The 25,399-nt window shown below is 55.5% G+C and carries 21 protein-coding genes; 13 read left to right on the top strand and 8 right to left on the bottom strand.

Going from position 1 to position 25,399, the window contains the following annotated elements; translation table 11 throughout:
• Nucleotides 1–13: 13 nt before the first annotated feature.
• Nucleotides 14–745, bottom strand: a complete 732-nt coding sequence (locus THTE_RS08515) for a hypothetical protein (protein WP_095415030.1) — start codon at nucleotides 743–745, stop codon at nucleotides 14–16.
• A 114-nt stretch (nucleotides 746–859) separates the two neighbouring features.
• Nucleotides 860–1,339 (bottom strand): thioredoxin-dependent thiol peroxidase, encoded by a 480-nt coding sequence (gene bcp / locus THTE_RS08520; protein ID WP_095415031.1) that lies wholly within the window; start codon nucleotides 1,337–1,339, stop codon nucleotides 860–862.
• 1,001 nt (nucleotides 1,340–2,340) lie between these two features.
• Between bcp and aroF the strand changes: the two genes are divergently transcribed.
• The 3 genes from aroF (at nucleotide 2,341) to THTE_RS08535 (ending at nucleotide 5,605) form a co-directional block, all read left to right on the top strand.
• Nucleotides 2,341–3,381, top strand: a complete 1,041-nt coding sequence (gene aroF, locus THTE_RS08525; RefSeq protein WP_095415032.1) for a 3-deoxy-7-phosphoheptulonate synthase — start codon at nucleotides 2,341–2,343, stop codon at nucleotides 3,379–3,381.
• A gap of 212 nt (nucleotides 3,382–3,593) precedes the next feature.
• Entirely contained in the window at nucleotides 3,594–5,087 is a 1,494-nt protein-coding gene (locus THTE_RS08530; RefSeq protein WP_095415033.1) for an aldehyde dehydrogenase family protein, read from the top strand.
• A gap of 335 nt (nucleotides 5,088–5,422) precedes the next feature.
• On the top strand, nucleotides 5,423–5,605 hold the full coding sequence (locus tag THTE_RS08535; RefSeq protein ID WP_095415034.1) for a hypothetical protein: 183 nt from the start codon (nucleotides 5,423–5,425) through the stop codon (nucleotides 5,603–5,605).
• 136 nt (nucleotides 5,606–5,741) lie between these two features.
• Here THTE_RS08535 and cobA read toward each other — a convergent pair whose 3' ends face one another.
• Nucleotides 5,742–7,319, bottom strand: a complete 1,578-nt coding sequence (gene cobA / locus THTE_RS08540; protein WP_095415035.1) for a uroporphyrinogen-III C-methyltransferase — start codon at nucleotides 7,317–7,319, stop codon at nucleotides 5,742–5,744.
• Nucleotides 7,320–7,475: 156 nt separating this feature from the next.
• On the opposite strand from cobA, the gene THTE_RS08545 reads away from it, so the two are divergent.
• The 4 genes from THTE_RS08545 (at nucleotide 7,476) to der (ending at nucleotide 13,340) form a co-directional block, all read left to right on the top strand.
• Nucleotides 7,476–8,948: a tetratricopeptide repeat protein gene (locus tag THTE_RS08545; protein ID WP_168175817.1), complete on the top strand. Its 1,473-nt coding sequence runs from the start codon at nucleotides 7,476–7,478 to the stop codon at nucleotides 8,946–8,948.
• Nucleotides 8,949–9,043: 95 nt separating this feature from the next.
• The gene (rpsT, locus tag THTE_RS08550) at nucleotides 9,044–9,331 is read left to right on the top strand and encodes a 30S ribosomal protein S20 (protein WP_095415037.1); all 288 of its coding nucleotides are present in this window, start codon (nucleotides 9,044–9,046) and stop codon (nucleotides 9,329–9,331) included.
• Between the two features lie 670 nt (nucleotides 9,332–10,001).
• On the top strand, nucleotides 10,002–11,558 hold the full coding sequence (trpE, locus tag THTE_RS08555; protein ID WP_095415038.1) for an anthranilate synthase component I: 1,557 nt from the start codon (nucleotides 10,002–10,004) through the stop codon (nucleotides 11,556–11,558).
• 369 nt (nucleotides 11,559–11,927) lie between these two features.
• Entirely contained in the window at nucleotides 11,928–13,340 is a 1,413-nt protein-coding gene (der, locus tag THTE_RS08560; protein ID WP_095415039.1) for a ribosome biogenesis GTPase Der, read from the top strand.
• A 195-nt stretch (nucleotides 13,341–13,535) separates the two neighbouring features.
• Here the strand turns inward: der and THTE_RS08565 are convergent, their stop codons facing one another.
• The 4 genes from THTE_RS08565 to THTE_RS08585 all read right to left on the bottom strand — a co-directional run bounded on the left by THTE_RS08565 (nucleotide 13,536) and on the right by THTE_RS08585 (nucleotide 17,144).
• Nucleotides 13,536–14,615, bottom strand: coding sequence for an Mrp/NBP35 family ATP-binding protein (locus THTE_RS08565; RefSeq protein WP_095415040.1), 1,080 nt, complete (start codon nucleotides 14,613–14,615; stop codon nucleotides 13,536–13,538).
• A 257-nt stretch (nucleotides 14,616–14,872) separates the two neighbouring features.
• Complete coding sequence (locus THTE_RS17945; RefSeq protein WP_157731954.1) at nucleotides 14,873–15,100, bottom strand: hypothetical protein; 228 nt, start codon at nucleotides 15,098–15,100, stop codon at nucleotides 14,873–14,875.
• Between the two features lie 475 nt (nucleotides 15,101–15,575).
• The gene (locus THTE_RS08580; RefSeq protein WP_095415043.1) at nucleotides 15,576–15,776 is read right to left on the bottom strand and encodes a hypothetical protein; all 201 of its coding nucleotides are present in this window, start codon (nucleotides 15,774–15,776) and stop codon (nucleotides 15,576–15,578) included.
• 18 nt (nucleotides 15,777–15,794) lie between these two features.
• Nucleotides 15,795–17,144 carry a hypothetical protein gene (locus THTE_RS08585; protein ID WP_095415044.1) on the bottom strand — a complete coding sequence of 450 codons (1,350 nt, stop codon included), beginning with the start codon at nucleotides 17,142–17,144 and terminating at the stop codon, nucleotides 15,795–15,797.
• Nucleotides 17,145–17,394: 250 nt separating this feature from the next.
• Here THTE_RS08585 and THTE_RS08595 point away from each other — a divergent pair, with 250 nt between their 5' ends.
• Nucleotides 17,395–18,339, top strand: a complete 945-nt coding sequence (locus THTE_RS08595) for a PIG-L deacetylase family protein (protein ID WP_207651811.1) — start codon at nucleotides 17,395–17,397, stop codon at nucleotides 18,337–18,339.
• A 309-nt stretch (nucleotides 18,340–18,648) separates the two neighbouring features.
• Entirely contained in the window at nucleotides 18,649–19,365 is a 717-nt protein-coding gene (locus tag THTE_RS08600) for a hypothetical protein (RefSeq protein WP_095415046.1), read from the top strand.
• A gap of 13 nt (nucleotides 19,366–19,378) precedes the next feature.
• On the opposite strand, the gene THTE_RS08605 is transcribed toward THTE_RS08600, so the two are convergent.
• The gene (locus THTE_RS08605; RefSeq protein ID WP_095415047.1) at nucleotides 19,379–20,167 is read right to left on the bottom strand and encodes a 3-ketoacyl-ACP reductase; all 789 of its coding nucleotides are present in this window, start codon (nucleotides 20,165–20,167) and stop codon (nucleotides 19,379–19,381) included.
• Between the two features lie 781 nt (nucleotides 20,168–20,948).
• On the opposite strand from THTE_RS08605, the gene nagB reads away from it, so the two are divergent.
• The 4 genes from nagB (at nucleotide 20,949) to THTE_RS08625 (ending at nucleotide 24,702) form a co-directional block, all read left to right on the top strand.
• On the top strand, nucleotides 20,949–21,731 hold the full coding sequence (gene nagB, locus THTE_RS08610) for a glucosamine-6-phosphate deaminase (protein WP_095415048.1): 783 nt from the start codon (nucleotides 20,949–20,951) through the stop codon (nucleotides 21,729–21,731).
• A 24-nt stretch (nucleotides 21,732–21,755) separates the two neighbouring features.
• Nucleotides 21,756–22,298, top strand: coding sequence for a Holliday junction resolvase RuvX (ruvX, locus tag THTE_RS08615; RefSeq protein WP_237260240.1), 543 nt, complete (start codon nucleotides 21,756–21,758; stop codon nucleotides 22,296–22,298).
• Between the two features lie 33 nt (nucleotides 22,299–22,331).
• Nucleotides 22,332–23,222, top strand: a complete 891-nt coding sequence (locus THTE_RS08620) for an NAD-dependent epimerase/dehydratase family protein (RefSeq protein ID WP_095415049.1) — start codon at nucleotides 22,332–22,334, stop codon at nucleotides 23,220–23,222.
• Between the two features lie 343 nt (nucleotides 23,223–23,565).
• Nucleotides 23,566–24,702 carry a BNR-4 repeat-containing protein gene (locus tag THTE_RS08625; RefSeq protein WP_207651812.1) on the top strand — a complete coding sequence of 379 codons (1,137 nt, stop codon included), beginning with the start codon at nucleotides 23,566–23,568 and terminating at the stop codon, nucleotides 24,700–24,702.
• Nucleotides 24,703–25,399: the final 697 nt, after the last annotated feature.

A 25,399-nucleotide genomic window follows, 5' to 3' on the forward strand; every position in this document is an offset into this window, starting at 1 on the left:
CTTCGAGTAGGCCTCACCGGTGGAGAGATTCGATCATTTTTCGGAACGCCTCCGCATTCGCGGCCACTGTTTTTTCGGGACCGTAGAACTTGATGAAGTAGCTTAGGCCGTCCTGCGATTCGATCACGGCCCCCAGCATGCGGTAGTTTTCACGCGGGACTGCATTTCCCATCATGGGGCCGGAACTTTCCATGTAGGTTCCCGTTATATCGACGAAGTGTACGCGTGTTCCGGCGATTTCCAGCGTTTCCTGTTTTACATGATTCGACGCCGGCTGGCCTTGAGGATGTTCAAACTGGTTGATCCATCTTTGGATGTTGGCCTCTACGGATCCGCCGGCAGCCATGAAAGTGACGCGACCATCCCGCGGATCGCCTGTCACCGCCGGCACGGAGAATTCATACTCAATCATCGAAATCGCCGGTGTCCGCCGCTGCCATCCTTGCGGAACTGTGAGCCGGTATTTTCCCGCCAGAACAATTTCCCCGGCATTACCCTCGGGTTGTTCCGGCTGCGTGGCGGGCGATTCGACGTTTTCCTTCTGAGACGCCATTAGCCCGCTTTCGTTCGAGGTCGGCTGCCGGGGAGTGCTCGTCCCCGTGGGTTGAACCACCACCGTTTTCTCCGGACGGATCACAACCTCCTCCTGCGGAGCCTGCTGGCACCCCATCACTGCCAAGAAGCAAGCGCTGTAAACTGCGACGTTGATCCATGCTACTTTCATCGAGAATCTGAGCTGAGACATAGAGCGACACCTCACATTCTTTCTGATTGCCCGCAAACTGTGCATATTTTAAGTACCCCAAATTTTGAAAGAAATTCTTTCATCACCGAAGAGTGGGGCACTTCCACGGGGTTCTCATCCCCCAACCAGCTCGCGGAGAGCGCTAAGGACCTGTTCATCATGCCCGTCAACTTTGACGTTCTTCCACACTTTCCGGATGATTCCGTTAGCGTCGATGAGAAATGTGGAGCGCTGAATCCCCATGGATTTCTTGCCGAAGCGTACCTTCTCTCGCCAGGCCCCGAACATTTCGGCCACCTTGTGGTCGGTGTCCGAAAGCAGGGGGAAGTTCAAGTTGTATTTCTGACGAAACTTTCTGTGGCTGTCGAGGTCATCCGTGCTCACCCCTAACACGACCGCTCCGAGCTTTTCCATTTCCGCTTTAAGGTCCCTGAATGCGCAGGCTTCACGGGTGCATCCTGGTGTGTCGTCTTTTGGATAGAAATAGAGCACCACCGGGCGACCGCGAAGGCTTTTCAGATGAATTGTTTCACCTGTATCAGAGGGCAGCGTGAAATCAGGGGCTTCCACTCCCGCTTCAAGCCAATCGGCCATTGATTGTCCTCCGGCTCACTTCGAGAAACTTTACTGTGGGTTGCTGGCTGATCTACTTTAGGTTCAAACAACCTCTTGAGCGGCACGAGCGTCGACAACTTCCTGAGAGAACGTCGGCCAATGAATTCTTCGATTCACGAATTTCGTGGGGACTGCCCGCCACCTCGGTCCGACAATCCCCTTTAGGTCTTTGCACTGACTTGTGGAATTATAGAGAACAGGGCAAAGGGGCGTTGTGAAATAGTGGGCGCCACCGAGACCAGGTTGAGCAGTACCGAAAGAGATCCACAGCAAAATCGCGCTCGGCCCGAGATATGGGAATCCTGACGTCTGCGGTAAACAATTCTGAGGTCCAGATTGGTTGGCGGCTGAACCATCCCCACGCATGTAAAAACTGTGAGATTCCGCGGGCGCGAGGTGTTGGAGGGGCAATTCATGAATTGCCCCTACCGTTAATGACAACCTGAACCCGGCGGTTGGAGCCCGGTCGCTGAAATAAACGATGAAAATCTTGGAATGTGGACCTGACAAGTAAGCATTTCGGCGAAGTTGTTGGGCGGGTCCCTTTGTCGTGTCCACCGCGACGCCATGCATGATCCAACGTTCGTAAGCGGACCTGACAGGCTCGCCCCTCCCAAGTTGAAGCATACTCCCCGAGCCGATATGGACATTTCGCGTCCCCCTCAGCCGAGGAATAGTGGGGGTTACTGACTTTTCTCTCCACTTGCAAAGTAAGTGGTACGATCTTAAGATATGAGTGGATTTCGAAACGCTCTGTGTTGGTACGTCCTATGAATCGACTGTGGTCCTACTACCGGTTTTACTTTAGCCCGCCTGGTTGCGGGGCCGGTGGAGGTCCATAAACGGTTCGAACCCTAACCGAAGACAACCCCAGCCCTGGCAACCAAAAAAGGTTACCAGGGTTTTTTGTTTGAAATGGTAACTCTGGTCCAACAGTGATTGACTTGGCGAGCCCGTGAAGTGCGAAAGGAGATCGATTCATGATTGTGGTCATGCAGAGGGGAGCAACAGAACGGGAAATCAATTACGTCGTGGAGCGCGTGCAATCGCTGGGACTACGTCCCCATGTCATTCACGGGACAGAACGCACCGTCATAGCGGCGATAGGCGACAAGCGGGACGAGCACCGTGCGTCGCTGGAAAGCTGTCCCGGTGTTGCCGAGGTGATTCCGATTCTGGCACCCTACAAGGTGGCCAGTTTGGAGGTCAAACCCGAACGTACGGTGGTCCGTGTGGGGCCATTCATTGCCGGAAATTTGCACATTGGCGTGATTGCGGGGCCATGCTCTGTGGAAAGTGAAGAGCAGACTGTGTCCACGGCGCGGGCGGTTAAAGCTGCGGGAGCCACGGCACTTCGGGGTGGCGCCTTCAAACCGCGGACGAGCCCCTACAGTTTTCAGGGGCTTAAGGAAGACGGCCTTAAAATACTCGCTTTAGCTCGGGAAGAAACCGGCCTGCCGATTGTGACAGAAGTGATCACCCCCGCCGATGTTCCGGTGGTGGCTCAATACGCGGACATTCTGCAAATCGGGGCCCGCAACATGCAAAATTACCGGCTTCTGGAGGAGGCCGGCTACGCAGGCAAGCCGGTTCTTCTCAAACGCGGTCCGGCAGCTACCGCGGAGGAGCTTTTGCTGGCGGCGGAATACATTCTGAACACAGGCAATCACAATGTGATTCTCTGCGAACGGGGAATCCGCACATTCGAGTCGCACACACGATACACTCTTTCTTTGGCAACGGTGGTTTGGCTTCATCAGAGAACACATCTTCCCGTCATTGTGGATCCCAGTCACGGTACAGGACACAGCGCGCTGGTGCCCCAGATGGCCGCGGCGGCGGTTGCTGCCGGGGCGGACGGCCTCATCATCGAAGTGCACCCACGGCCCGAAACGGCTCTCAGCGACGGCTTTCAGTCTCTTACGTTCGAGCAGTTTGAGGCTACCATGGAACTTTGCCGAAAAGTCGCGGAGGCTTTGGGCAGATCTTTGGGTGCAGCCGTTCCCGCCACGTGTCACTGAATAAGGAAACCAGGATCAGAGGCTGGCTTAACCCTGCTAACGGGCAGATTGGCACGGTTCGGCACGTTGCTTATGCCCAATCTCTGGCAGCCGACTCGTTTTGTCGAATGAACTTTGTTATATTGTGGACGAACCATCGGTTGGAGACCTTTGGGGCAACCTCTCTTCTGCGAGGCTTGTTGGGTTGAAATTTTGTGACGGAGGACTGGCTCATGGCCATTGCGGAATTCGATCTCTTGCCGGAAGTTCGAGAGTTTCTCGAAAAGAAGCGCTTTGGCGGAGTGATCGGTGGCAAAGAGGTTTTCTCCCAGAAGGGAGAAACCTTCGTGACCCGCGATCCCGGGACGGGTGAGGTGTTGGCCGAGGTCGATAATATGCAACCAGAAGAGGTAGACCAGGCCGTCAACGCTGCATGGAAGGCGTTCCGCGAGAGCGGCTGGCCTACAATGACCGCCCACGAGCGGGGTGCGTTGCTTCATCGGTGGGTCGAAGCGGTGGAGAAGCGGAAGCGGGTGCTTGCCCAGATCGAGTCCCTCGATTGCGGAAAGATTTATCGCCAGGCTGAGGCGGATGTCCAGAATTTTATTGACACAATGCGTTACTTCATCGAGATGTCGCTCCATATCGAGCGCCGCGCTACTCTGGCGGTGCCGCGGTATGAGGCGTACTCCTATCGCGCTCCATGGGGGCCCTGCGGGTTCATTTTTCCGTGGAATTTTCCCATTTTGCTCGTGGGTTGGGGAATCGCGCCGGCTTTGGCTGCTGGGAACACGGTTGTCATCAAACCAGCGGAGGACACACCATTGTCCACGCTGTTTGTGGCTCATCTGGCGAAGGAAGCCGGTATTCCCGACGGCGTGATCAATGTAATTCCCGGCATTGGTGAAATCACCGGGGCGGCGTTAGCTCGGCATCCCGGTTTAAGGCGAATGTCCTTCACGGGATCGCCAGAAGTGGGCCGATTGGTTGCCGAGGCCTGTGGCCGAAACCTGGTTCCGGTAAAGCTGGAATTGGGCGGCAAAGGAGCCGCCGTCGTGTTCGACGACGTGGATCTATCCGACACCGTGGAACAACTGGTACGAGCTGTCACGTTCCATTGTGGGCAGGTCTGTTGTACAGCCACGCGATGGATCATTCAGAAATCGATCTATGACAAATTTGTGGAGCAGGCGCTGGAGCGGCTGCGGTCTTTGAAGATCGGTCATGAGTTGGAGCCCCGGGTGGATATCGGACCGGTAGTCAACGAAAAGCAGAAAAAGCGAATCCTTTCCTATATCGAGCGTGGGCGGCAAGAGGGGGCTGAGGTGATTCTTGAGGGGGGTGAAGCGGAAGTGCCAGGTAAGAAGGGGTTCTACGTCAAGCCAGCTTTGCTGGCTGGGTCGCTCAAAAACGTTGCAGCTCAGGAGGAGATTTTTGGCCCGGTGGCTTACCTGACTTCCTTCGAGGACGAGCAGGATGCCATTGCCAAAGCGAACGACACGGACTACGGTCTGGCCAATAGCGTATGGACAGCCGATCTGGAAAGAGCTCGTCGCGTGGCCGAGGCCATGGAGGCTGCCAATAGCTGGATCAATGCCCATAACCTCTTCCCTCACGGAGTGCCTTACGCTGGGATAAAAAAGAGCGGACTGGGCGGCGGCGTGCTCTCCGAACAGACGTTTTTCGACTATCTGCGCAGCACTTCTGTGGTTCGGCCTCTGGCGTGAGCACAGCCCGCGGTGTGGTTCGCGCTTGTGAATAGAGGGACTCTAATTAAACTGGAGAATGTATTCGTGTCACCCGGAATGGGGTAAGCCCCGGGACGGCTTGCATTTTTGGCCGCCATGGGCCGGGATGATCTTCGTGTGGTAGATTTTTTTCGACGCAGCTATAATAGGCCACTTTCTGGCTCCTGTGAGGGATTCGGCGAGGTGAGAAAGAGGTCCATTCAAGAGGCGACGCTCTTTCTTATAGGGAAGTGTCTCGAGACAACGCATTTGCCCAGTTCGGATGAGTTGAGGTGAGGCACCTTACGGGACGAGCACCTTGAGGACGTACATCAATGGGTAAAGGCCTCTGCATCTTCGGAATGGTCGGAAGTGCCCTATTAATCCTCCTGTTTGGTCTCGACCTGGCCCTCGGAATCCCTTTTGGCCGCGTGAGTGTCGTCATGGACATCGGTTTTATCGTGGCTTCGGTGCTCTTGGGAGTCGCCGGCTTTCTTACTTTTCGAGAAATCCCCTGACTCGATCTTCGGCCTTCTATTCTCGCCTCTTGCTTGAGGATTCACTCCCGTCTTCTGTCGATCGAACGTTCTGTTTCCGCCATTCGTCTTTCCACAAGAAAAACGACAAAAATGCACGTTATGTGGACGATCGGTTTCAAGAGGAATTGTCGATGTTTCGGCGCTGGGCGTCACGTTCTCGCCTCACCGCCTCGACGATTGCGTCCACTACCCCGGGGATGGTGTAAGTCTGCGCTTCCGCGGCCGGTTCAAAACCGTGCTCACGGAGGACAGCCGAGGTGATTGGACTGATGCTGGCAATCCGAACGCGTGGTAGGTAATTGCCGAAGAGACGAACCGCCGCCGTGGCGATGGAGGGACTTGTTGCGGTCACCCAATGAATGCGACCCTCCGTGAGGAGACGCTCGACTTCCTGTGAAATTATGGTGACATCGCGGCTTTCGTAGGCAGTGACCTGATTAACATCCCAGCCGCCCTTTCGCAGTTCGTCCAGTAACACCGGCCTGCCCCGGCTTGCCCGAACAAGCAGGATTCTTCCCCGGGTTGGAAGGCGATTCAGCTCCTCTGCCAGCTTTTCCGCGCAAAACTGACCGGGAACGAGGTCCGCACGCAGGCCGAACTGCCGCAATGTGGCTGCTGTTCCCGGACCAATAACCGCAAGTTGCACGCCTCTCAGCCGCCGGGCGTCCGCACCCAGATGAAACAGCCGTTCCATGAAAAAACGTACCCCGTTTCCGCTTGTGAAAACGATCCACTGATAGGACTCCAGAGAGGAAATGGCTTCATCCAAGGGCCGCCAGTCGAACACTGGGAGGATCTCGATGACTGGATGAATGACGACATGGGCGCCAAGGGATTCCAACAAGTCCCGCAATTCGGTGGCTTGCTCTTCAGCCCGCGTGACCAGCACACATTGCCCGAACAGTGGCTGGCGCACATACCACGCGTCGGTTGGAGCTTCACGTGCCGTTTCGCCCACGATGATGACAGCCGGCGGTTTGATTTGAGCGTTGGCGATGAGCTGTGGAAGGTCGCCAAGAGTCGTCTTGTAAACCTTTTGATCGGGCCATCCACAGCGCCGCACCAGCACCACAGGAGTGGTGGCCGATTTGCCGTGAGCGATGAGTTGTCGCGTCCATTCCCCGGCAGAGCGGACCCCCATGTAATAGATCAGCGTGCCGGGAAACCGCGCCAGAGCTTGGTAGTCCAGGTGGCTTTCACCTTTGTAACTGTGTTCATTCCCCGCGACAAAGGCCACGGCAGAAGCCTGATCCGCGTGCGTCAGGGGTATTTCCGCTAGCGAGGCGGCCGCCAGGGCCGCGGTGATCCCCGGAATGATGACGGTCGGGATGCCCTGCCGCCGCAGGAAGGAGGCCTCTTCAGCGAATCGCCCGAAAATAAGCGGATCCCCCCCTTTCAACCGTACCACCGTCTGAGCGTTGCGTGCCGCTGCGAGGATCAAGTCGTTAATTTCCTCCTGGGAGAGAACCCGGCCCTGACTGTGGTGACCGAGGGGGATCCGCCGCGCGTGCTTCGGGGCATACTCGAGAAGCGCAGGATTGACCAGGTAATCGTAAATGACGACATCCGCTTTCTGAAGGCACTGGATACCCCACAAAGTGATCAGCCGGGGGTCACCTGGCCCGGCACCAACGAGATAAACGGTGCCTAGCCCAGCGTTTGGCACATCCTTTTGTTTATCCTGGTCAGTCATTGCATCGAGGCCCCCGAATCGGCCACGGTTTGCTCTGTTGAGTTTGGAACTGTTGTGGCTAAAATGGTAATAGGCAAAATATGGAAAGAAGTGGTTATCGGGCGGGATCAAACCGCCGGGGGAGTGAAAAATTTCCTGTTCCTCGTCGAGGCCAAAATGGCATCCGAAACTCCTGCACAGGCTGTCGGTAATGTGCCGCCGGAACCAAGCCCGGCCAAGCGAAAGCGACTCAAAGAATGCTTTGAGTACGGCAACCGCATTGCGGCTCAGGAGAATTTCGACTACGCCGCCGACGTTTACACTGAGTGCATAGTAGGAGAGCCGGGTAACGCTCTCTATGTTCAGGCCTTCTTAAGCAATCTTAAGAAGAAGTTCAATAATAACAAGCGCGGCCAGGCTTTGGGATTTTTCAAGCTGGCTCCTCTCAAGGCGGCATTAAAAAAAGCCGTTCACAGTAAAGACTGGGTGAACGTGTTTCGGATTGGCGCCGAGGCGCTCAAGATCAATCCGTGGGACACCGGTGTGCTTACGGCGCTGTCCCAGGCATGCGAACAGTGCGGCTACCACGAGGCACAACTCGTCTATCTCAAGCAAGCGCTCGATGCCAACCCCAAGGATGTGGAAATGTGCCGCCGCTGTGCCCGGACCTTGGCCGAGCTCAAGCTCTATGACCAGGCCATCGCCATGTGGCACAAGGTGGAGCAGCTCAAGCCGAACGATCCAGAGGCTCCCAAGGCCATTGCCGACCTGACGGTTCGAAAAACGATCGAAGTGGGAGGATACGACGAGACTGGGGAATCCCGGCGTCGGATTGAAGCAGCCGGTGGCGAGGTGCGGACGCCGGATGCTTTGAGCCGTCGAGATCGGCTGGAAATGGAAATCAAGCGGCAACCGACGAATTTGCCGCTTTATTATGAATTGGCCGAAATTTATGTCCGCGACGGCGAGTATGCCAGGGCTGAGCAGTTGATGGCCAAGGCATACGAAATCACAAAAGACGTGGCCGCGAAAGAAAAGCTTGAGGACCTCCAGCTTCGTCGACTCCGTCAAGCCCTGGCGGAGGCGGAAAAAGAATACCGCAGCAATCCGTCGGACCAAACGAAGCAGAAGATGGTGGCTGCCCAGAAGGCTCTCTGGTCAAAAGAGCTCGAAGTGTACAAGGATCGCGTGGAACGGTTTCCGAACAATCTGGCATTCCGTTTCGAGCTGGGGGTCCGTTACCAGCTTAATGAAATGTATGAAGAGGCGATCAAACAGTACCAGATCGCCCAGACAGATCCACGGCGGAAGGGCGTGTGCCTTCTCAACCTGGGCCAGTGTTTTGAGAAAATCGGGCAGCATCGCTTGGCCATGAAGCACTTTGAGGACGCTGTCCAGGAGATTTCCGACCGGGACGCCGAAAACAAGAAACGGGCTCTTTACTCCGCCGCCGTGCTGGCCTATCGTCTGAAAGACTATCGGAAGGCCGAACAGCATGCGAGCGCGTTGGCGGCGATGGATTACTCTTACCGGAATGTCGGAGAGCTTCTGGATAAGATTGCCAAGCGGCTGGAAGCTCAGCGGGGAGCCGCAACGGCGGAGGAAGAGGCGGTGGAAGTCGAACTGCCCCCTGGACAAGATGAAGAATAGTTTTGATAATGATGTTTTCGACGACTTAAGCATTAAGGTATGGAGGTCCACGGGGTAATTCGTCTCCAGAACGGCTTTTGGGTGCTCTGAAGGATATGCCCAACACAAAAAGCGCAAAAAAACGTCTTCGGCAGAATATCAAACGGCGGCTTCATAACCGGGCCATCAAACGTGCCACCCGGACCCAGTGCCGAAAAGTGCGGGAAGCGGTGGCGGCAGGTGACTTGGCCCGGGCGGAAGAGGAACTGCGGAAAGCCTATAAGCTCCTGGATCGCGCAGGCGTCAAACGCATCATCCACCCCAATGCCGCGGCAAGAACAAAAGCACGTCTGGCGGCTAAAGTGAACAGCTTGAAGGCCTCGCTGACGGCGTCTGCCCAGTAGTGCTGACAAAGACCGCGCTGTTGTTTCCTTTTGGCTCGTCTCCGGGGAGTACCTTCCCCATTCGGGTTGGGTGGGCAATGTTGCGTGCTTCCCCTGCCGGAATTGCGCTCCCGCTTTCCTTCTGAGATTACGTCTCAATCGCCTTTTGTGAGCCTTGTCCTACGACTGGGTGTCTATCAGGAGGAGTGCAGTCGGGGTCAGCTAGGCGGCTTCAATGGCGATTCAAGGTTCCGTGTTTTCGGGCGTTTTGGGCCAAATAGTCTTGTTGCCTGTTCTGTGGACGCGTTTTTTTGGATAAACCATGGTGGTGGTAAACACGCAATAAACCCCGCCCGCTACCGATTCGTCGTTTCTTTTAGCGATGTGTAAATCGTGAGGTAGGGTCAATTCATGAATTGCCCCTATGCTTCAGCAAGAACCTAACCGGCCAGATGGGGGCCGGGTTGCCGAAACATTTGTCCCAATCTCGAAATGTGGAGGTGACGAGCGGTTCCTCGGTGCTGAATCTCACCTCGTGTGCAAGGTCAACGGCATGATCGGCACCCTATCCATGCGACAGAAGAAAAGTCGGGATGAATCAGCGCCTGCTGGGGCTGAAGTACACACTCGTGGGCGTCATAATAGAGGAAATTGGCCGGTTCGTGCCCAGATACTAAAAACGGGTTGAGACATGTCCGCACTGCGATACTACCCGGAGTTTGCAAAATTCGCAGAGCTTGCCGACGGGGTTGACCTTGTTCCAGTCTATCGCCGCCTGGTGAGTGACTCTCTCACGCCGGTTTCGGCCTTCCACAAATTGGATGCCGGTCGGTGTGCGTGCCTTGCCGAAAGCGTTACCGGGGGTGAAAAGGTCGGCCGGTATAGTTTCCTCGCCACGCACCCCTTTTTGGAAGTTGAAGCCTGGGACCGGCGTGTCATCGTCAATTCGTACACGGGCGTTTCCGCCTCGGGGGCCCCTCTCCTGGAAACGAGGCAGTATGTCTGCCAGAACCCAATCGAGGAACTCCGTAAACGCGTGGAAAGCCTGCGAGTAAGGATGTTGCCCGAACTTCCCCCATTTTGTGGGGGTGCCGTGGGCTACGTGGGCTATGACGTTGTTCGGTATTACGAGCGTCTGCCGAACGTGCCGCCGGACGATCGCAACATTCCGGATCTGTCCTTCGGTTTCTATGACAGGATGGTGATTTTCGACAACGTCACCAAAGCCCTCATTGTGGTGGCGCTGGCACATGTCCGCCATCCCGGTTGGAGCTTCGCTGACGCCTACGACGATGCGTGCCGACGAATCGACGAAATCGTTGATCGTTTGCGAAATACACCAGCGGACCTCGAGCCTTTCGACATTCCGATTGAAGGGGAGCCGACGCTCAACTACCGATCCAATTTCACCCAGGAGCAATTCGAGGAGGCGGTTCGGAAGTGTATTCGCTACATTGAAGCGGGCGACATTTTCCAGGTGGTCATCAGTCAGCGGCTGGAGGTCGACCTGCAAGCTCACCCGTTTGAGGTATATCGGGCACTGCGGGTTATCAACCCCAGCCCGTTCATGTTCTATGTGCGGAGTCCGAGCGTCACACTGGTCGGGAGCTCCCCGGAAATCCTGGTGCGGGTGGTAGGTCGTCAGGTGACGACTCGGCCGCTGGCGGGGACTCGCCCGCGGGGTAAATCGGAGGAAGAAGATCGACGGCTCGCGGAAGAGTTGCTGGCCGATCCGAAAGAGCGCGCGGAGCATGTCATGCTCGTGGATTTGGGGAGAAATGACCTTGGGCGGGTGTGTCGATTCGGCTCGATTAAGTTGACCGACGTTATGACCATTGAGCGGTACAGCCATGTGATGCATATCACGTCCAATGTTACTGGAGAGCTGGCACCCGGTCGCACGGCCTTTGACGCCCTTCAGGCGTGCCTGCCCGCCGGCACCGTGTCGGGAGCGCCAAAAGTCCGAGCGATGGAAATCATCGACGAGATCGAGCCCCACAAACGGGGGCCATATGCAGGTGCGGTGGGGTACTTTGATTTCAGCGGAAACATGGACACCTGTATCACGCTTCGGACCATCGTGGTCCAGGGCGACAAGGCATACATCCAAGCCGGTGCAGGGATTGTGGCGGACAGTGATCCCCGCCGTGAATGGCAAGAAACGCTCAACAAGGCCAGGGGACTCCTCAAGGCGATCGAAATTGCTCAGACCAGGTCCGCACCGCGGGAATATGCTGTGCGCCGTTAGATCCCGGCGGGGGAATGGGGGCTTCACGTGGCGGGACAACCTGGTAAGTAACCACGTCACAGACGCTGCGGGCGGACGTGCTGTTGTACCCGAGGCAAGTCGGACTGCACGGCTTTCAGTTTTTTGGCAGTTGCGGTGGCCGCGCAGGTAGTCTGACCACTGGGAACCGACTGTGATGCTTTTCGTCCCGCTTTACCGTCGCATTTTTGACTAATTCCCTTACAATTCATAAGAAGCAGGGACACTACGTAGAACTTCTGACACGGTTGTGGTGGTCATTTGTTGGCATCCGTGGCTGGAAGACGCCATAAAACTACCAAAGTGAACTGTGGATCACGTGTTTAAAGGTATTTGGAGATACAAGACGTCATGCCTATTCCTAAAGTAGTCATTGTCGGTCGACCGAATGTGGGCAAGTCGAGCCTTCTCAACTGGTTGGTGGGGCGGCGGGTGGCCGTTGTTGACGCACGGGCAGGTGTAACCCGGGACCGTGTCACGGCTCTGGCGCGGATCGATGATCGTTGGTTAGAGTTCGTGGACACAGGCGGTATCGGAATCGTGGACGCAGCCGAACTGGAAGAGCATGTGGCGCGGCAGATTGACATTGCCCTTCATGAGGCCACGCTCATCTTGTTCGTGGTGGACACGCGGGCGGGGCTGACGCCCATGGACGAGGAGATTTCCCGCCGCCTTCGCACTCTGGTGCGTCCGACGATTTGTGTGGCGAACAAGGCCGATGCTCCCAAATGGGATGTCGTAGCTCAAGAGTTTTCCAGGCTGGGCTGGCCGCTGGTAACCGTCAGTTGCGAGCAGCATCGTGGAAAGGAAGAGTTGCTTGGGGAGATTTTCCGCCTGCTGCCGTCTTCGGCGTCCGAGGACGTGCCGGAGCCCGTCATGAAAGTGGCTGTCGTCGGTCGAAGAAACGTGGGGAAAAGCACCTTTATCAACACTCTCGCCCGGCAGGAGCGGATGATTGTCAGCGAAATCCCGGGCACGACACGGGACAGTGTTGACGTCCGGTTCGAGCTGGACGGGCAGGTTTTTGTGGCGATTGACACGCCCGGGCTGATGCGGCGTAAAAGCATTCGTGAAAATGTTGATTTTTACGGGGTCTGTCGGGCGCAGGAGAGTATCCGCCGGGCCGACGTCGTGCTCCTGTTTTTCGACGCCACCCAGGATATTGCCCGGGTGGACAAGCAGCTCGCCAAATACATTGCGGAACACACGAAACCGTGCGTCTTTGTGGTCAATAAGTGGGATCTCCTGGCGAACAAAACGCCAACAGAGTCGTGGGTCAATTTGCTCCGCAGTACCTTTGGCAACATGTCTTATGTGCCGATCGCCTTCATTACTGCAAAGACGGGAAAGAACGTTAAACGGCTTATCAACCTCGCCCAATCTCTCCACAAGCAGGCCCAGATAAGAGTGGGGACCGGGCAACTGAATCGAGCACTTCAGGACATTCTCAAGCGGCATCCGCCGCCGTTGTCCGGGACAAAAAGACCAAAGATATACTTTGCCACTCAGGTGGGAGTTCAGCCGCCCACCATTGTCATGTTTTGCAATGAGCCAGAGGCATTCTCCAACGCCTACCGCCGCTACCTCGTCAATGCCCTCCAGGAAGAGCTTCCCTATCCGGAGGTGCCGGTGCGAATCTTTTTGCGCAAACGGGAAAGTAAGCCCGGCAAAGTGGCGGTTCCCGCTCTGGACGAACGTGACGACATTCCCGTCGACGAGGGAGACGTGGAGGACGACTGGGGCGACATTGAAGCGTACGAATGACCGCAATTTTGATCGCCACGGTGCCCCACTCTTCACGGACGGTCATAGCCGCGAGTTCGAGGTTCCATGGTGCGTAGGCCCCAGCGTTTGCCTGGTTGCTGCCTCGCGATCACGGCTGCAGGTGCAGACCAGGACCGCTCAGAAGGTCCCGCAGGCTCTTTCAAGGTGTTGAATGCACGGAGTACCTGAGAGACATCACAGTATCGAGAGCGAAGGAAGGGGCGGCGATGCCCGACGCTTTTCCACGATTTGACGCACAAGGTTTTTGCACAGGGCACTCAGGCATGGCTGAAGAACGGGGTCTTCAAAGCAGTCAACAAGTTTTCCTTCGTCCCCGCGAACACGGATTGCCATATTAAGCGGTATTTCGCCAAGGAATGGTACCTTGAGCTCTTGAGCCTTCTTTTTCGCCCCACCCGAGCTAAAGATGTCGTGCCTGGTTCCGCAATTCGGGCAGACAAAGTAGCTCATGTTTTCCACGATCCCTAAAAGCTCGATATTCACTTTGCGGAACATCGCGATGGCTTTGACCGCATCGAGGAGCGCCAGCTCCTGCGGAGTGCACACAACCACCGCCCCGGAGACGGGAAGAAGCTGGGAAAGGCTCAGCGCCACGTCGCCGGTACCCGGTGGCATGTCGACAATGAGGTAGTCCAGGTCTTCCCAGTCGGTATCTCGGAGAAATTGTTGGACGGCCTGATGGAGCATCGGACCACGCCAGATGACCGCCTCTTCCCGGGGCACAATGAAGCCCATCGACATCACCCGCATCCCATGGACAACAATGGGGACGATTTTTCCTTCATAAAGGGTAGGTCTCTCCTCGGTTCCCAGGAGGTGCGGAATGCTCGGGCCGTAAACATCCGCGTCCATCAGGCCGACTTTACAGCCCGCCCGGGTGAGACCGAGCGCCAGGACTGCAGCCACGGTGCTTTTTCCCACACCACCCTTCCCCGATCCTACTGCCACGACGTATTTGGCTTTTAGACCGATCTGGCCGAGCTTTTCCGCTGCCCGCGGAAACTCGGAAATCTTTACTTCCACTTCCACGGCTGAGTCCAGATTTTTGCGGACCAAATCGCGGACTTCCTGGGCGAGTTCGTCCCATAATGGGGCACAGAAGGTTGTCAACCCGAGTTGAATGGTCACCCGGCCGGGCGCAATCTTAATATCCTGCACCTGGTCCAGATTGACGACACTTCGACCGAGTTCTGGGTCAAGAAACTGGTCCAGAACCTTGAGGATGTTTTCACGTGTCAGAACGGCGTCACTCATGGGTGGGTTGGCTCCTTTTTTGTCATCAGCGTGCGCTTATCCGAATTCTGAGCCCACTTTTCACTGTCGGGCAAGATACATCGGCCTCGTTAAAAGTGAAGCTCACGGCAATCGCCGCAATTTGCAATTTTGGTGAACTCGTCGGAGGTGCGAGTATTGGCAAGCACAGTATGGTCAACATTCTCTCCATTCTACCGTCATGAGCAAGCACGTGCCGGCACAATAAGGGGGTTCAAGCCGACGGTGGGAAACATGCTCTATCTGGACACGGGTTCTTTTCCGCTCCATTGTGGCCAGGGGAGGCGATCCCACAGTCCTTGCAGCCATTCACTGGGCGGCTCGTCCAGACGCCGCAGGTGCCAGGCCAGCCATAGCGCGAGGATTTCCATCTCCCAGGTGGACTGGATAACGCACCGTACTCCTAACTCCCAAAGGGGAGGAGAAAGGTTGATGCCCGGGCTATGGATCACGCAGAAAGTCGCCAACCGAAACTCGGTCCTCCAATCCGGGAGTCTCCGAAGGCAAGCTTGGTAATGTGGGCTTTTCGCAGAGAGGATGGCGAAGCTCGCTGGTCGGCTTCTCAAGATCGACTCGATCTTGTCGGTCGTGGAAGCGACGAGAATGCGCGGTAAAGGTTGCCAGACTTGTCCAACTTGTTGAAGAACCTTCCAAGCATTGGAGAGGGCCAGTTGCCAAACCCGGCCGGGATGCTGAAATATCACGGCTGGCGGCAGGTGCGATTGGCCGGAAGTGGAAAGATTGGAATTAAACTGGCTCATTTCAAGGTGACATCAGCCGCACTGAAGTTTTGCTTTCCGACTGGCACGCCCAAAATATCCGTTCGCCATCGATCGCCGCACACCGCCTGGTGCTCGGACACGTTTTTCGAGTGGCTGAGAAGATTATGTCCAATTGGTAGTTGCGCTCTCGCTTTGAATTGCGTTTGATTTTGCTCCTTTATCAGGGGACCGGCGAATTCCATTTTTTGAGCCACCGCTGGAATGCCTGGAATTTTGGCGACTGCGTGGGTGATTCGTCGGCATACTCCAGGAGCCCCCAGCTTCCCCACTGACTCCACCGTCCCACAGATGAAAAATGGCAGCACAATCCACCGCCAATCTCTTCCCAGGCCTGGAAATACTTGTCGTAGATGTTTCCCATTCGGGGATGGCGATTGGCCTATTTAAGCAGTTCCACGAGCTTTTCGTTCCGGTTGGCGTCACCGACGGCCACAAGATGCTGCCCTGCCTCGTAGGCCACAAGACCGACCCCAAACCGATTAGCTACCTCTTTCTGTCGCTTCATCCATTCAATGGCCTGCGGGAGGCTTCGGTTTTCTACGTGGTCGAGTAATTTGTCCAATGACCATTGGGCGACTTCCTCCGCCGTGGGGCCATTCCCAGACGAGTGGATATTCATGCTGATATATGGTGCGATAGCCAGCACGTCGGCATGTCGATAGGCATCCTGAAATGACAGGATCTGTTCAGACACGTAAGGGTTCGCCGCCTGACTGGGAAGCACCCGGACCAAGCGATCTCTTCCACCGAACACTTCCTCCCAAATGCGAAAGATTTGCACCGATCGCCAGGCCGTGTAACGCCACGCCGCTTCCCACGGCTTTTCCGCAAAGCCGAGGCGAATCCCCTGCTCTCCCGCCCATGGGCTCTGTTCGAACATCCCGTTCCAGACTTCGTTGGAGTATTCAAGATAGACCTTCAATTCCGGGTTCAGCCTATCTTTGACAAGCTGTGCGAATTTGCGAATATACTCGTCATCGGCCAGATGAGGCATACAGAACCAGGCGTCCGCCTTTTGGCGGTTGCACAGGTCGATCATAAGCTCGAGCGGGATGCCTTTTGCGCAGAATGTGGCATCCTCTAACAATGGCCGATCTTCCCACCGCGCAATTCGTGAGCCATTGGTCTCCATCCAGTCCATGAAACGAAAACACCTCACCCCTGCCCAGCGTTTCAGGAAATCGGGATGAAAAGGTTCTTTCTCATAGACTTCTTCAAATCCTGGCATGATCACCCGGATGTTTCGAACGTAATCCGCCGGATCGGTCTGAGTGATTCGCAGAAAAATTGCTCCTTTGGTTGAATCGACCTCGATCACCAGTCGTCCCGGATGTTCTTCCACAATTCGTGCGGCGTTACCGACCTCGATCTTCCCTTTTCCGTCGTAAAAAACGGTGTATTTGCCGGACGGATAATGCCCGCCGTCGATCGTGCACATAAGTGTTTCCGCCCAGCAGTCAGGTTGCAGGCTCCGCACCCAACCGTGTTCGTCGAGATCGAGGCGCGGTCCCTGCCCCCACGGCTTTCCTTTTTGCTGGCTGATCCAGGGGCGGGAAAGTTTGAAGACGTCAACAAACGGCAGTTCGGTGTTCCAGTCGGCCGGGCCAGCAAGATTGATCCCCATTTTCGGCTGGGCGGGTTCGGCCTGAGGCTCGCCCTGGCAGACAATGGCCCCTGAACTGAAAACCACCGCGAGCGCAACACAAACAACAGACCATCTTTTCGCCATGTGTCGAGACTCCGAGACATAGAAGTTGCCAGATTATCGCTGGGAGTTCATGGTTTGCAATTCACTTTCCTATCTTCGAGTCCGTGCCCGATGACTGTCAATACGCTCCATGCCGGATTGCTCTCGCTTGATTCTGAGCACTGGATTGCCAATAATGGTGGCCAGGTCAGGCACCTTTTTGGCTCGGTGGCCAAACCGCCATCTGGTTGCGACCTTGAGTGCTTGAGCATGTGGAGGCGGGAGCCGCATTATGAAGCTCAACCAACAATTCTTGGCGAGGTATTTCGGGATGGTCCGATTTATTAGTGTCATTTGTGCCGTCGTACTCGGTATCGCGTGTCTCAGCCAGCGTCCTCTTCGTGCCGCCGAGAATCGACCTCTTCGAATCATTGTGTTTGGGGCCCATCCGGACGACTGTGAAATTCGGGCGGGTGGTGTGGCGGCACTTTGGGCAAAGGCCGGACATCAGGTGAAGTTTGTTTCCATGACGAATGGTGATATTGGGCATTGGGCGATGGCTGGCGGTCCTCTGGCTCAGCGACGAACGGCGGAAGTCCAGGAAGCCGCCAGAATCCTGGGTATCACAACCGAAGTATTGGACATTCACGACGGCGAGCTTTTGCCCACTCTGGAAAACCGAAAAACGATGACTCGCCTCATTCGCCAGTGGCAAGCAGATATCGTGATCGGGCACAGACCAAATGATTATCATCCCGATCATCGCTACACGGGCGTGCTGATGCAGGACTCGGCCTTTATGGTGGCGGTTCCCTTTTTCTGTCCCGACGTTCCTCCGCTTAAGAGAAACCCCGTGTTTTTATACTCGTACGATAATTTTCAACGCCCCAATCCCTTTCGGCCTGATATTGTCGTGGCTATTGATGACGTCATTGAGCAAAAGCTGGATGCCTTGCTCGCCATTGAGTCGCAGTTTATTGAAGGCGGGGCGCTGGGATCGCTGGAGACCGCCCCGCAGACGGAGGCCGATCGTCAAAAAAAGCGGGAAGAGGTTCGTGAGGCTTTCCGCCGAAGATTTGCGCAAATCGCCGACAAATGTCGTGACCGACTCATCGAGCTCTATGGGCCGGAAAAAGGAAAAGCGATTAATTATGCGGAAGCGTTCGAGGTGTGTGAGTATGGCCGACAACCGACTGAACAGGAAATCCGCGAACTGTTTCCATTCATTTCACCTTAACTTTAAAAAGGGGCACCTGAATACAATAGGCTTTGCGGGTAATCTCGTCAATTGATGGACGGGGCAAAAGTCCCGCGGGACCGACAAGCAGTCTCCGGGACGTGTCAGGGCTTATCTCAAGTCCAGGTGTTACTGGCAGCCAGGCTTGGCCCGTGCGGATGACCGAGGCGGCAAGCCAGTCTCGGCGAACGCACAGATGCCGGCGGTTTCCCTCGTGAGCAAGCGGTGGCTTCACGACGGGGGTTTGTGCTGATTCATCAAGTGTAGTTTCCTTCGGTCAATAAGTTTTGCGCAAGGAGGTACGTGGTGATGAGACGTCGAGATTTTTCGGCGATTCAGCACCTGTGTGTATGGCTGGCGCTCTGCGGAGCGGGTTTGGCAAGCCAGCGTGTTTTGGCGGGGATTATCTATAACGGTGGTTTTGAGAGCGACTTCTCGGTGACGCCCAACTGGAGTGTGAGTTTGGCCGATAGCGGCACACTCCAACGTGTGACGAGTTGGACGGCCCTGGCTGATCCGACAAAGACTATTCTTCCGAAAGAAGGCAACTATTTACTCATGATCAAAAGTGATGAAGTTCCTCCCACAGACACTATCCTAACGCAGAATGTGGTCCTTTCCTTAGGGGACATTGTATCGGGTTGGATGGCGATTGACGCCTATCTATCATCCTACACATATGCGGACAGCGATTACGCGGCGGTCCGTATTCTTCAGAATTCCACTGTACTTTTTTCAAAGACTTTGACTGTGGATCAGCTTAAAAACGATCTATCCCTGCTCAATTGGCAATTTTGGTCGTGGACGGCCCCCGCGGCTGGAACCTACACGCTTGAGTTACGCGCCATGGACGACACCACAGAAACTGGTCTCATGACATGGTGGGGGCTGTTCGATGGGATCACAATCACAGCGAGCGTGGTCCCGGAGCCGTCCGTCGGCGTCGCACTTATATCGGGGCTGGTGATGGCGATGGCGCTCGGGCGGCTTCGGCACTTGACCGACCGTATCACCACCAGACGTTAAGGCGATCCAACAGTCACAGGGTTCGAATGTGGAACCCGCCGTCCACCAGAAAGCGGGCCCCGGTGCTGAAGGGGAAATAATCCTGAACAATGGCGGCGACTGCCCGGGCGACGTCTTCGGGACGTCCCCATCGCCGAATGGGCCATGCCCCCTCGGCGATCAACCGGTCATATTTCTCTTTCACGGGCGCCGTCATATCGCTCTCGATAACGCCGGGACAGATCTCGAAGACCTGGATTTTTTCCTCCGCGAGCCGCTGGGCGAAAAGCTGCGTCATCATGTGCATTGCGGCTTTGGTCAGGCAGTAGTCCGCTCGATTTGTGGAGACGGCGAACGCCGAAACGGAAGAAATATTAATGATGTAGCCTTTTTCCTGTCTCCCTGCCCGAATGAAATCAATCATCTTGCGACCGGCGGCCTGCGATAGGAAAAACGGACCTTTGAGATTGGTGGCGAAGACCCGGTCCCAACTCTCCTCGGTGGCTTCCAAAATATCCTTTCTGCCCACCGAGGTGATCCCCGCATTATTGACAAGCACGTCCCAGCGACCGTAGTTTTCAAGACAAGCGATCATCCTCTCTCGGTCCGCGGCATTTCCGACATCTGCCTGAATGGCTTCCGCAGATCCTCCTTTCGCCACGATGGACGCCACAACTGTCTGAGCGGCCTCAGGTCGCGTGGCGTAGTTGACGAAGACGTGATATCCCAGTTCCCCAAGTGTCAGCGCAATCGCTGCCCCGATCCCACGAGATCCCCCGGTGACCAGAGCCGCTGGCAGCGAAGGTGCGGTGGTGCTTGTCATCTCTGTCCTCCTCTTCGCCTAAATCCTTCCTGAACCCCTGGGAGTGAACGACCTCAGCAAAATTGGTGAAGCTGCAAGTTGCGATGTGACGCAGACAGTTCCATCAGCTTGACGAAGCCCGATCTGCTTCTTAGCGCTGGAAAGCCGATTTCGCGTCGCCGGGCACGACGAGCGTGCCCCTCCGAAGGATTTTTCGGAGGGACCTGCTTGTCAGGTCCGATTTTCGGGTTTTGCACGTCATGGGACAGACTGCAGGGCCCGATTCCACCCGGAGCCATGGGACGCTTTGGACGGCGTCCCTCCGGTGGACCTCTTCAGGTTAAATGATCTATCCTATTTTCCGGGCACGATGAACGAGCCCCTCCGAAGGATTTTTCGGAGGGACCTGCTTGTCATGTCCGCTTTCCAAGCTTGGATAGTCCGTTTCACCCACCGGGTTCCGACTGCTCGGTTCCGCTCCCGCTCAAAAGGGTAGGAGCAATTCAGGAATTGTTCCTACCAATCCATTAAACCTGTGGCGTTTCATAGGTTTCTGCAAATGTGGAGAGGGGTCACTGCCACGCAGCTTGACAAAGCTCAGTCCAAGGCTGACACTCAAGTATTATTATCATGAAGAATCGTTCGACAGGAGTCAAACGCGGGTCTGCATATCGTTCCGCAGGGCGTCAGAATGGCTGAAAGCACCATCCAGCAAATCGGTCAACAACCGGGTAGTGGCTCTGTTTACGGAAAGAGGCAACGGGGTCAAAGATTGGCCGTGGTTTATTGAGGGAGATACATTATGGAAGTAGTCATCAAGGACACGTACGAGGAAATGTGTCGGGCGGCTGCCGAGGCTGTGGCCAGTGTTCTCAATGCCAAACCCAACGCCGTTCTCGGCTTGGCTGTGGGAAATACGCACATCGGATTGTACCGCGAACTTGTGCGGATGTTTAAAGAGGGGCTCCTCGATTTTTCCCAGGTGACAACCTTTAATCTGGATGAATACGTCGGCCTGGGTAAGGATCACCCTCAAAGCCAGTATTACTTCATGCATGAAAATTTCTTTAAATATGTGAATCTATCACCCCAGAATATTTACATGCCGTCGGGAACGGCGAAGAATTACCGAGCTTTTTGTGCTTGGTACGAGCAGCGTATTAAGGAGTGTGGCGGGATTGATTTGCAAATTCTGGGAATCGGGACGGATGGACATATTGCTTTCAACGAACCGGGCAGTTCGCTTGGTTCACGGACAAGAATCAAGACCCTGTCCGAACGACGTTTGGCGGAAATCAAGGATCTGTTCGACGAGGGCGAAGAATTACCGATCTATGCCATCACGATGGGGGTGGGTACGATTCTCGAAGCACGGCGAATCATCCTGCTAGCGCATGGGGCTGCCAAGGCGGATGCAGTGGCGGCGGCCATTGAGGGACCGGTGACGAGTATGGTGACGGCCAGCGCTCTGCAGCTTCATCGGGATACGATCGCTTTTTTGGATCGCGAAGCTGCATCCAAGTTGAAGCTGTTTGATTACTATCTGTGGGTCCAGAAGAAGCGGCCAGGGGCTCCAGGATATTGAATATTGGCAATGTAAAAAACCATCATGAGTAACGAGCCAGCAGGAGAACAGCGCCAAGAAGAAGGCCTGAAAAGAACGGCGCTGCCCGAGCGGGGACGGATCGCCGGACTGGACTACGGCAAGACACGCATCGGCATTGCCTTGAGCGATCCAGGCCGGGTGTTGGCCACTCCTTGGTCGGTTTACCAGCGACGGGGACCCAGCCAGGACGCAGCTTATTTTCAGAAGCTGGTTCAACAGGAGGAAATCGTCCTCTTTGTCCTGGGCTTGCCTGTCCATTGTGACGGAACCGAAAGCGAGGTCTCATTGGAGGTGCGAGAATTTGGAAAATGGTTGGAGTCGGTGACCCGCGTGCCGGTCGTTTATATGGATGAGCGGTTCAGCACGCAGACAGCGGAAACGTGGCTTCGGACCGCAAATCTGAGTCGTAAGGAAAGGCAGAAACGCGTGGACAAACTCGCCGCTCAGATTATTCTGAGCTCCTATCTGGCAATTCTAAAGCGGGGCGATGCTCCGCCGTCGTGGACGCCCTCCCCTTTGGATGATTCCTCCAGCAGCGAAGAATGAACAGACTGGGATTGCCGGGGGACAGTCAACTGAATGGCCCGACGCATTGTGGTTGGAACCGGTTATGTAGGCCTGCGTATTGCCAAGCTATGGCAAGAGCGAGGAGACGACGTCTACGGAGTAACGCGATCGTCTTCAAAGGCCGCCACGCTGACAGAATTGGGGATCAAACCCATCATTGCCGATGTTTTAGTGCCAGCGAGTTTGGGCGATATCCCTCATTGTGACACTCTGGTCTACAGCGTTGGGCCCGGCGGCCAAAGCCAGGTCTCGCGATTTGCCCTGTATCGTGACGGTCTGGTGGCGGTCCTCGATCGTTGGGGCCATCAGGCCGATCGAATTGTTCTCGTCAGTTCGACAGGAGTTTATGGAAATTCATCATCCGAAGTGATTGATGAGTCGACTCCCAGAAGGCCGCTCCGGGAAGCCTCGCAGGCGCTGGCAGAAGCGGAGGATATCCTTCTGACGCCGGCATGGCGGAGCAAGGCGATTATCATGCGCATGGGTGGGATTTATGGTCCCGGCCGACTGCCACTTCTGCGTTACATTCGCACGCAGCAACCGCTTCCCACCGATTCGGACGCGCTTCTCAATCTGATATATGTCGACGATGCCGCCCGCGCCGTTATTATTGTGGCTGACGCGGCAGAGCCTCCGGAGGTGGTCAATGTTGTTGATGGTCGCCCGGTCACACGAAGGCAATTTTACGAGAGAGTATGTCAGTACCTCGGCTTACCACCACCCGTCTTTTGTTCACCGTCGCCGGAAGGTACACACTTGTCCCGAGGAGCGAGAGGAGATAACGCGGTGCGAATGATCAGCAACCGGCGGTTGGTCGACCGATATAACATGTCTTTTCTTTGCGCGGATTATGAACAAGGCATCGAGCGGATTATTGCCTCCGAGCTGCAGAAAGAGTGTTGATGATGTCCGTGTTTACAAATACACGATCAGACCAGGTACGAGGTAGGTTCCGATGACGAAGTCTTCAGGCCATTATACTTGTAGTGCTGGCAGGATCGGTTTATCGATATTTCTGGGGTTTGCCCTCTTTTTTAGCACCCCGGTCTTGGGTTCCGAGAGGGACAGCGGTTACCGCGGTATCTGGTTCACGCTTGGGCAGATGACTGAGTGGGGCGACAAGTATTCTGGCGGACTCGGAACATATACAGCGAACCATGTTCCGATCGCGATCTATTGTCCTCAGGTCAAAAAAACCTTTTTTGTCTACGGCGGTGCAAAAGATGGCAAGCGACATTTACTGAATATGATTTCTTATTACGATCACGAAACAGGGACGGTTCCGCGACCAGTCATAGTTCATGACAAGGGCGGGGTGGATGATCCGCATGATAACGCGGCGCTGGCCGTTGATGACCAGGGATATCTATGGGTTTTTATCAGCGGAAGGGCGCGTCTTCGCCCCGGTTTTATCTACAGAAGCCGCAGGCCATATTCCATCGACGACTTCGAACTCGTTCAGGAGCGAGAACTTACTTATCCACAGCCATGGTGGTTCCCGGGCGAGGGATTTTTCTTTTTGTTTACGAAATACACGAGGGGGCGCGAGCTGTACTTCAGCCGTAGCCTGGACGGGCGAGAGTGGCTTGCGGATGTGAAATTTGCCGGGATGGGCGGGCATTACCAGACAAGTTGGCGACGACAACATCTCGTCTTCACCGCGTTTAATTATCATCCGGGAGGAAATGTTGATCGCCGGACGAATCTTTATTATCTGCAAACCGACGATATGGGACAAACATGGAAAAACGTCCAGGGTGACCCAATCGAAATTCCGTTGACCGATCCGGTGAATAATGCGCTCGTCCGTCACTATGAGGGTGAACACCGTCTTGTCTATATTCACGATATCGATTTGGATCGAAATGGATATCCGGTCATCCTCTACATCACGTCTGCCAGTTACAAACCGGGACCAGAGGGGCATCCACGTTGGTGGACGGTAGCTCACTGGAATGGCAAGACCTGGGAGTTTTCAGAAATCACGCCAGCCAACCACAATTACAGCACGGGAGCCCTTTATATCGAGGAAGATGGTTGGCGAGTTATCGGTCCGACTCAACCGGGACCACAACCCATCGGTGCGGGCGGCGAGATTGCCGTGTGGCTGAGTAGAGATGAAGGTCATACCTGGAGAATGGTCCGGCAGCTCACCGCACGAAGTCCCTTTAATCACAATTATGTACGGCGACCCGTTAACGCTGACCAGGGATTCTACGCATTTTGGGCGGATGGCAATCCGGACGCGTTTTCCCCTTCCTGTCTCTATTTCTGCACGAAAGACGCTGATGTTGTGTACCGCCTTCCCTATCACATGACCGGCGAGGAAGAACGCCCCGAACCACTCCCATTGACTCATCTCAATAGCACTGGGACCGAATAATCCTCATCCCATTCTCTGAGAAAGAGCCGCGCGCTAGCTGCGGCGCAGGCCGTGAATATCAGCGGCCCATCGCCTGGCTCGCCAGCGCTATTTGTCCCCGGGATTTCGTCGTTCCCAATCTGGTTTCGCCTGGTTGTTTAAAGCCGATGCGGCGCGAATGAGCCCGTCTCCGATCCTTCCTTCACTCGGGATCCAACCGGTCGTTCCCAGCGCGAAAAGTTGAAACGGTTGGACGTGGTTTGTCCAACCTGTCGGTTACATTGGTGTTGGAAGGGAAAGTTCCCGGATGAGCTTCGGAGGTTGGACAGGGGATGGCCCGGCGCCTGGTTTCTTGGGGCAGAACGGCGGCACTGCCCCGAATGCCGCCACCAGCGCCGGGCCGCCTTTTCCAAGTGGCTTACTTCAACGTGACACAGCCGCCTGGAGACTGTAGAAATTACTGCCTTGGGTTTTGGCAACAGGCAGGGTTTTAACACTGGCTACATGTGACGTGTTACTCCTTCCTGGTGGGAAAGTCGGTAGTGGCCACGAGGTGTCGGGGGCCGTTTTTCAGAAAAGAGGGCGGAATCCGAAGAACACTTTGGCGCTGACGCCCCAGACGTTTTATAATCGAACACGGGGGCGGAATGATGGAACCGGTTTATCGATTTTTGCGACGATGCTGTGGATGGGGAATCACCTGGAAGGAGACCTGGGA

The sequence above is a fragment of the Thermogutta terrifontis genome (assembly GCF_002277955.1).
GTDB lineage: Bacteria > Planctomycetota > Planctomycetia > Pirellulales > Thermoguttaceae > Thermogutta > Thermogutta terrifontis.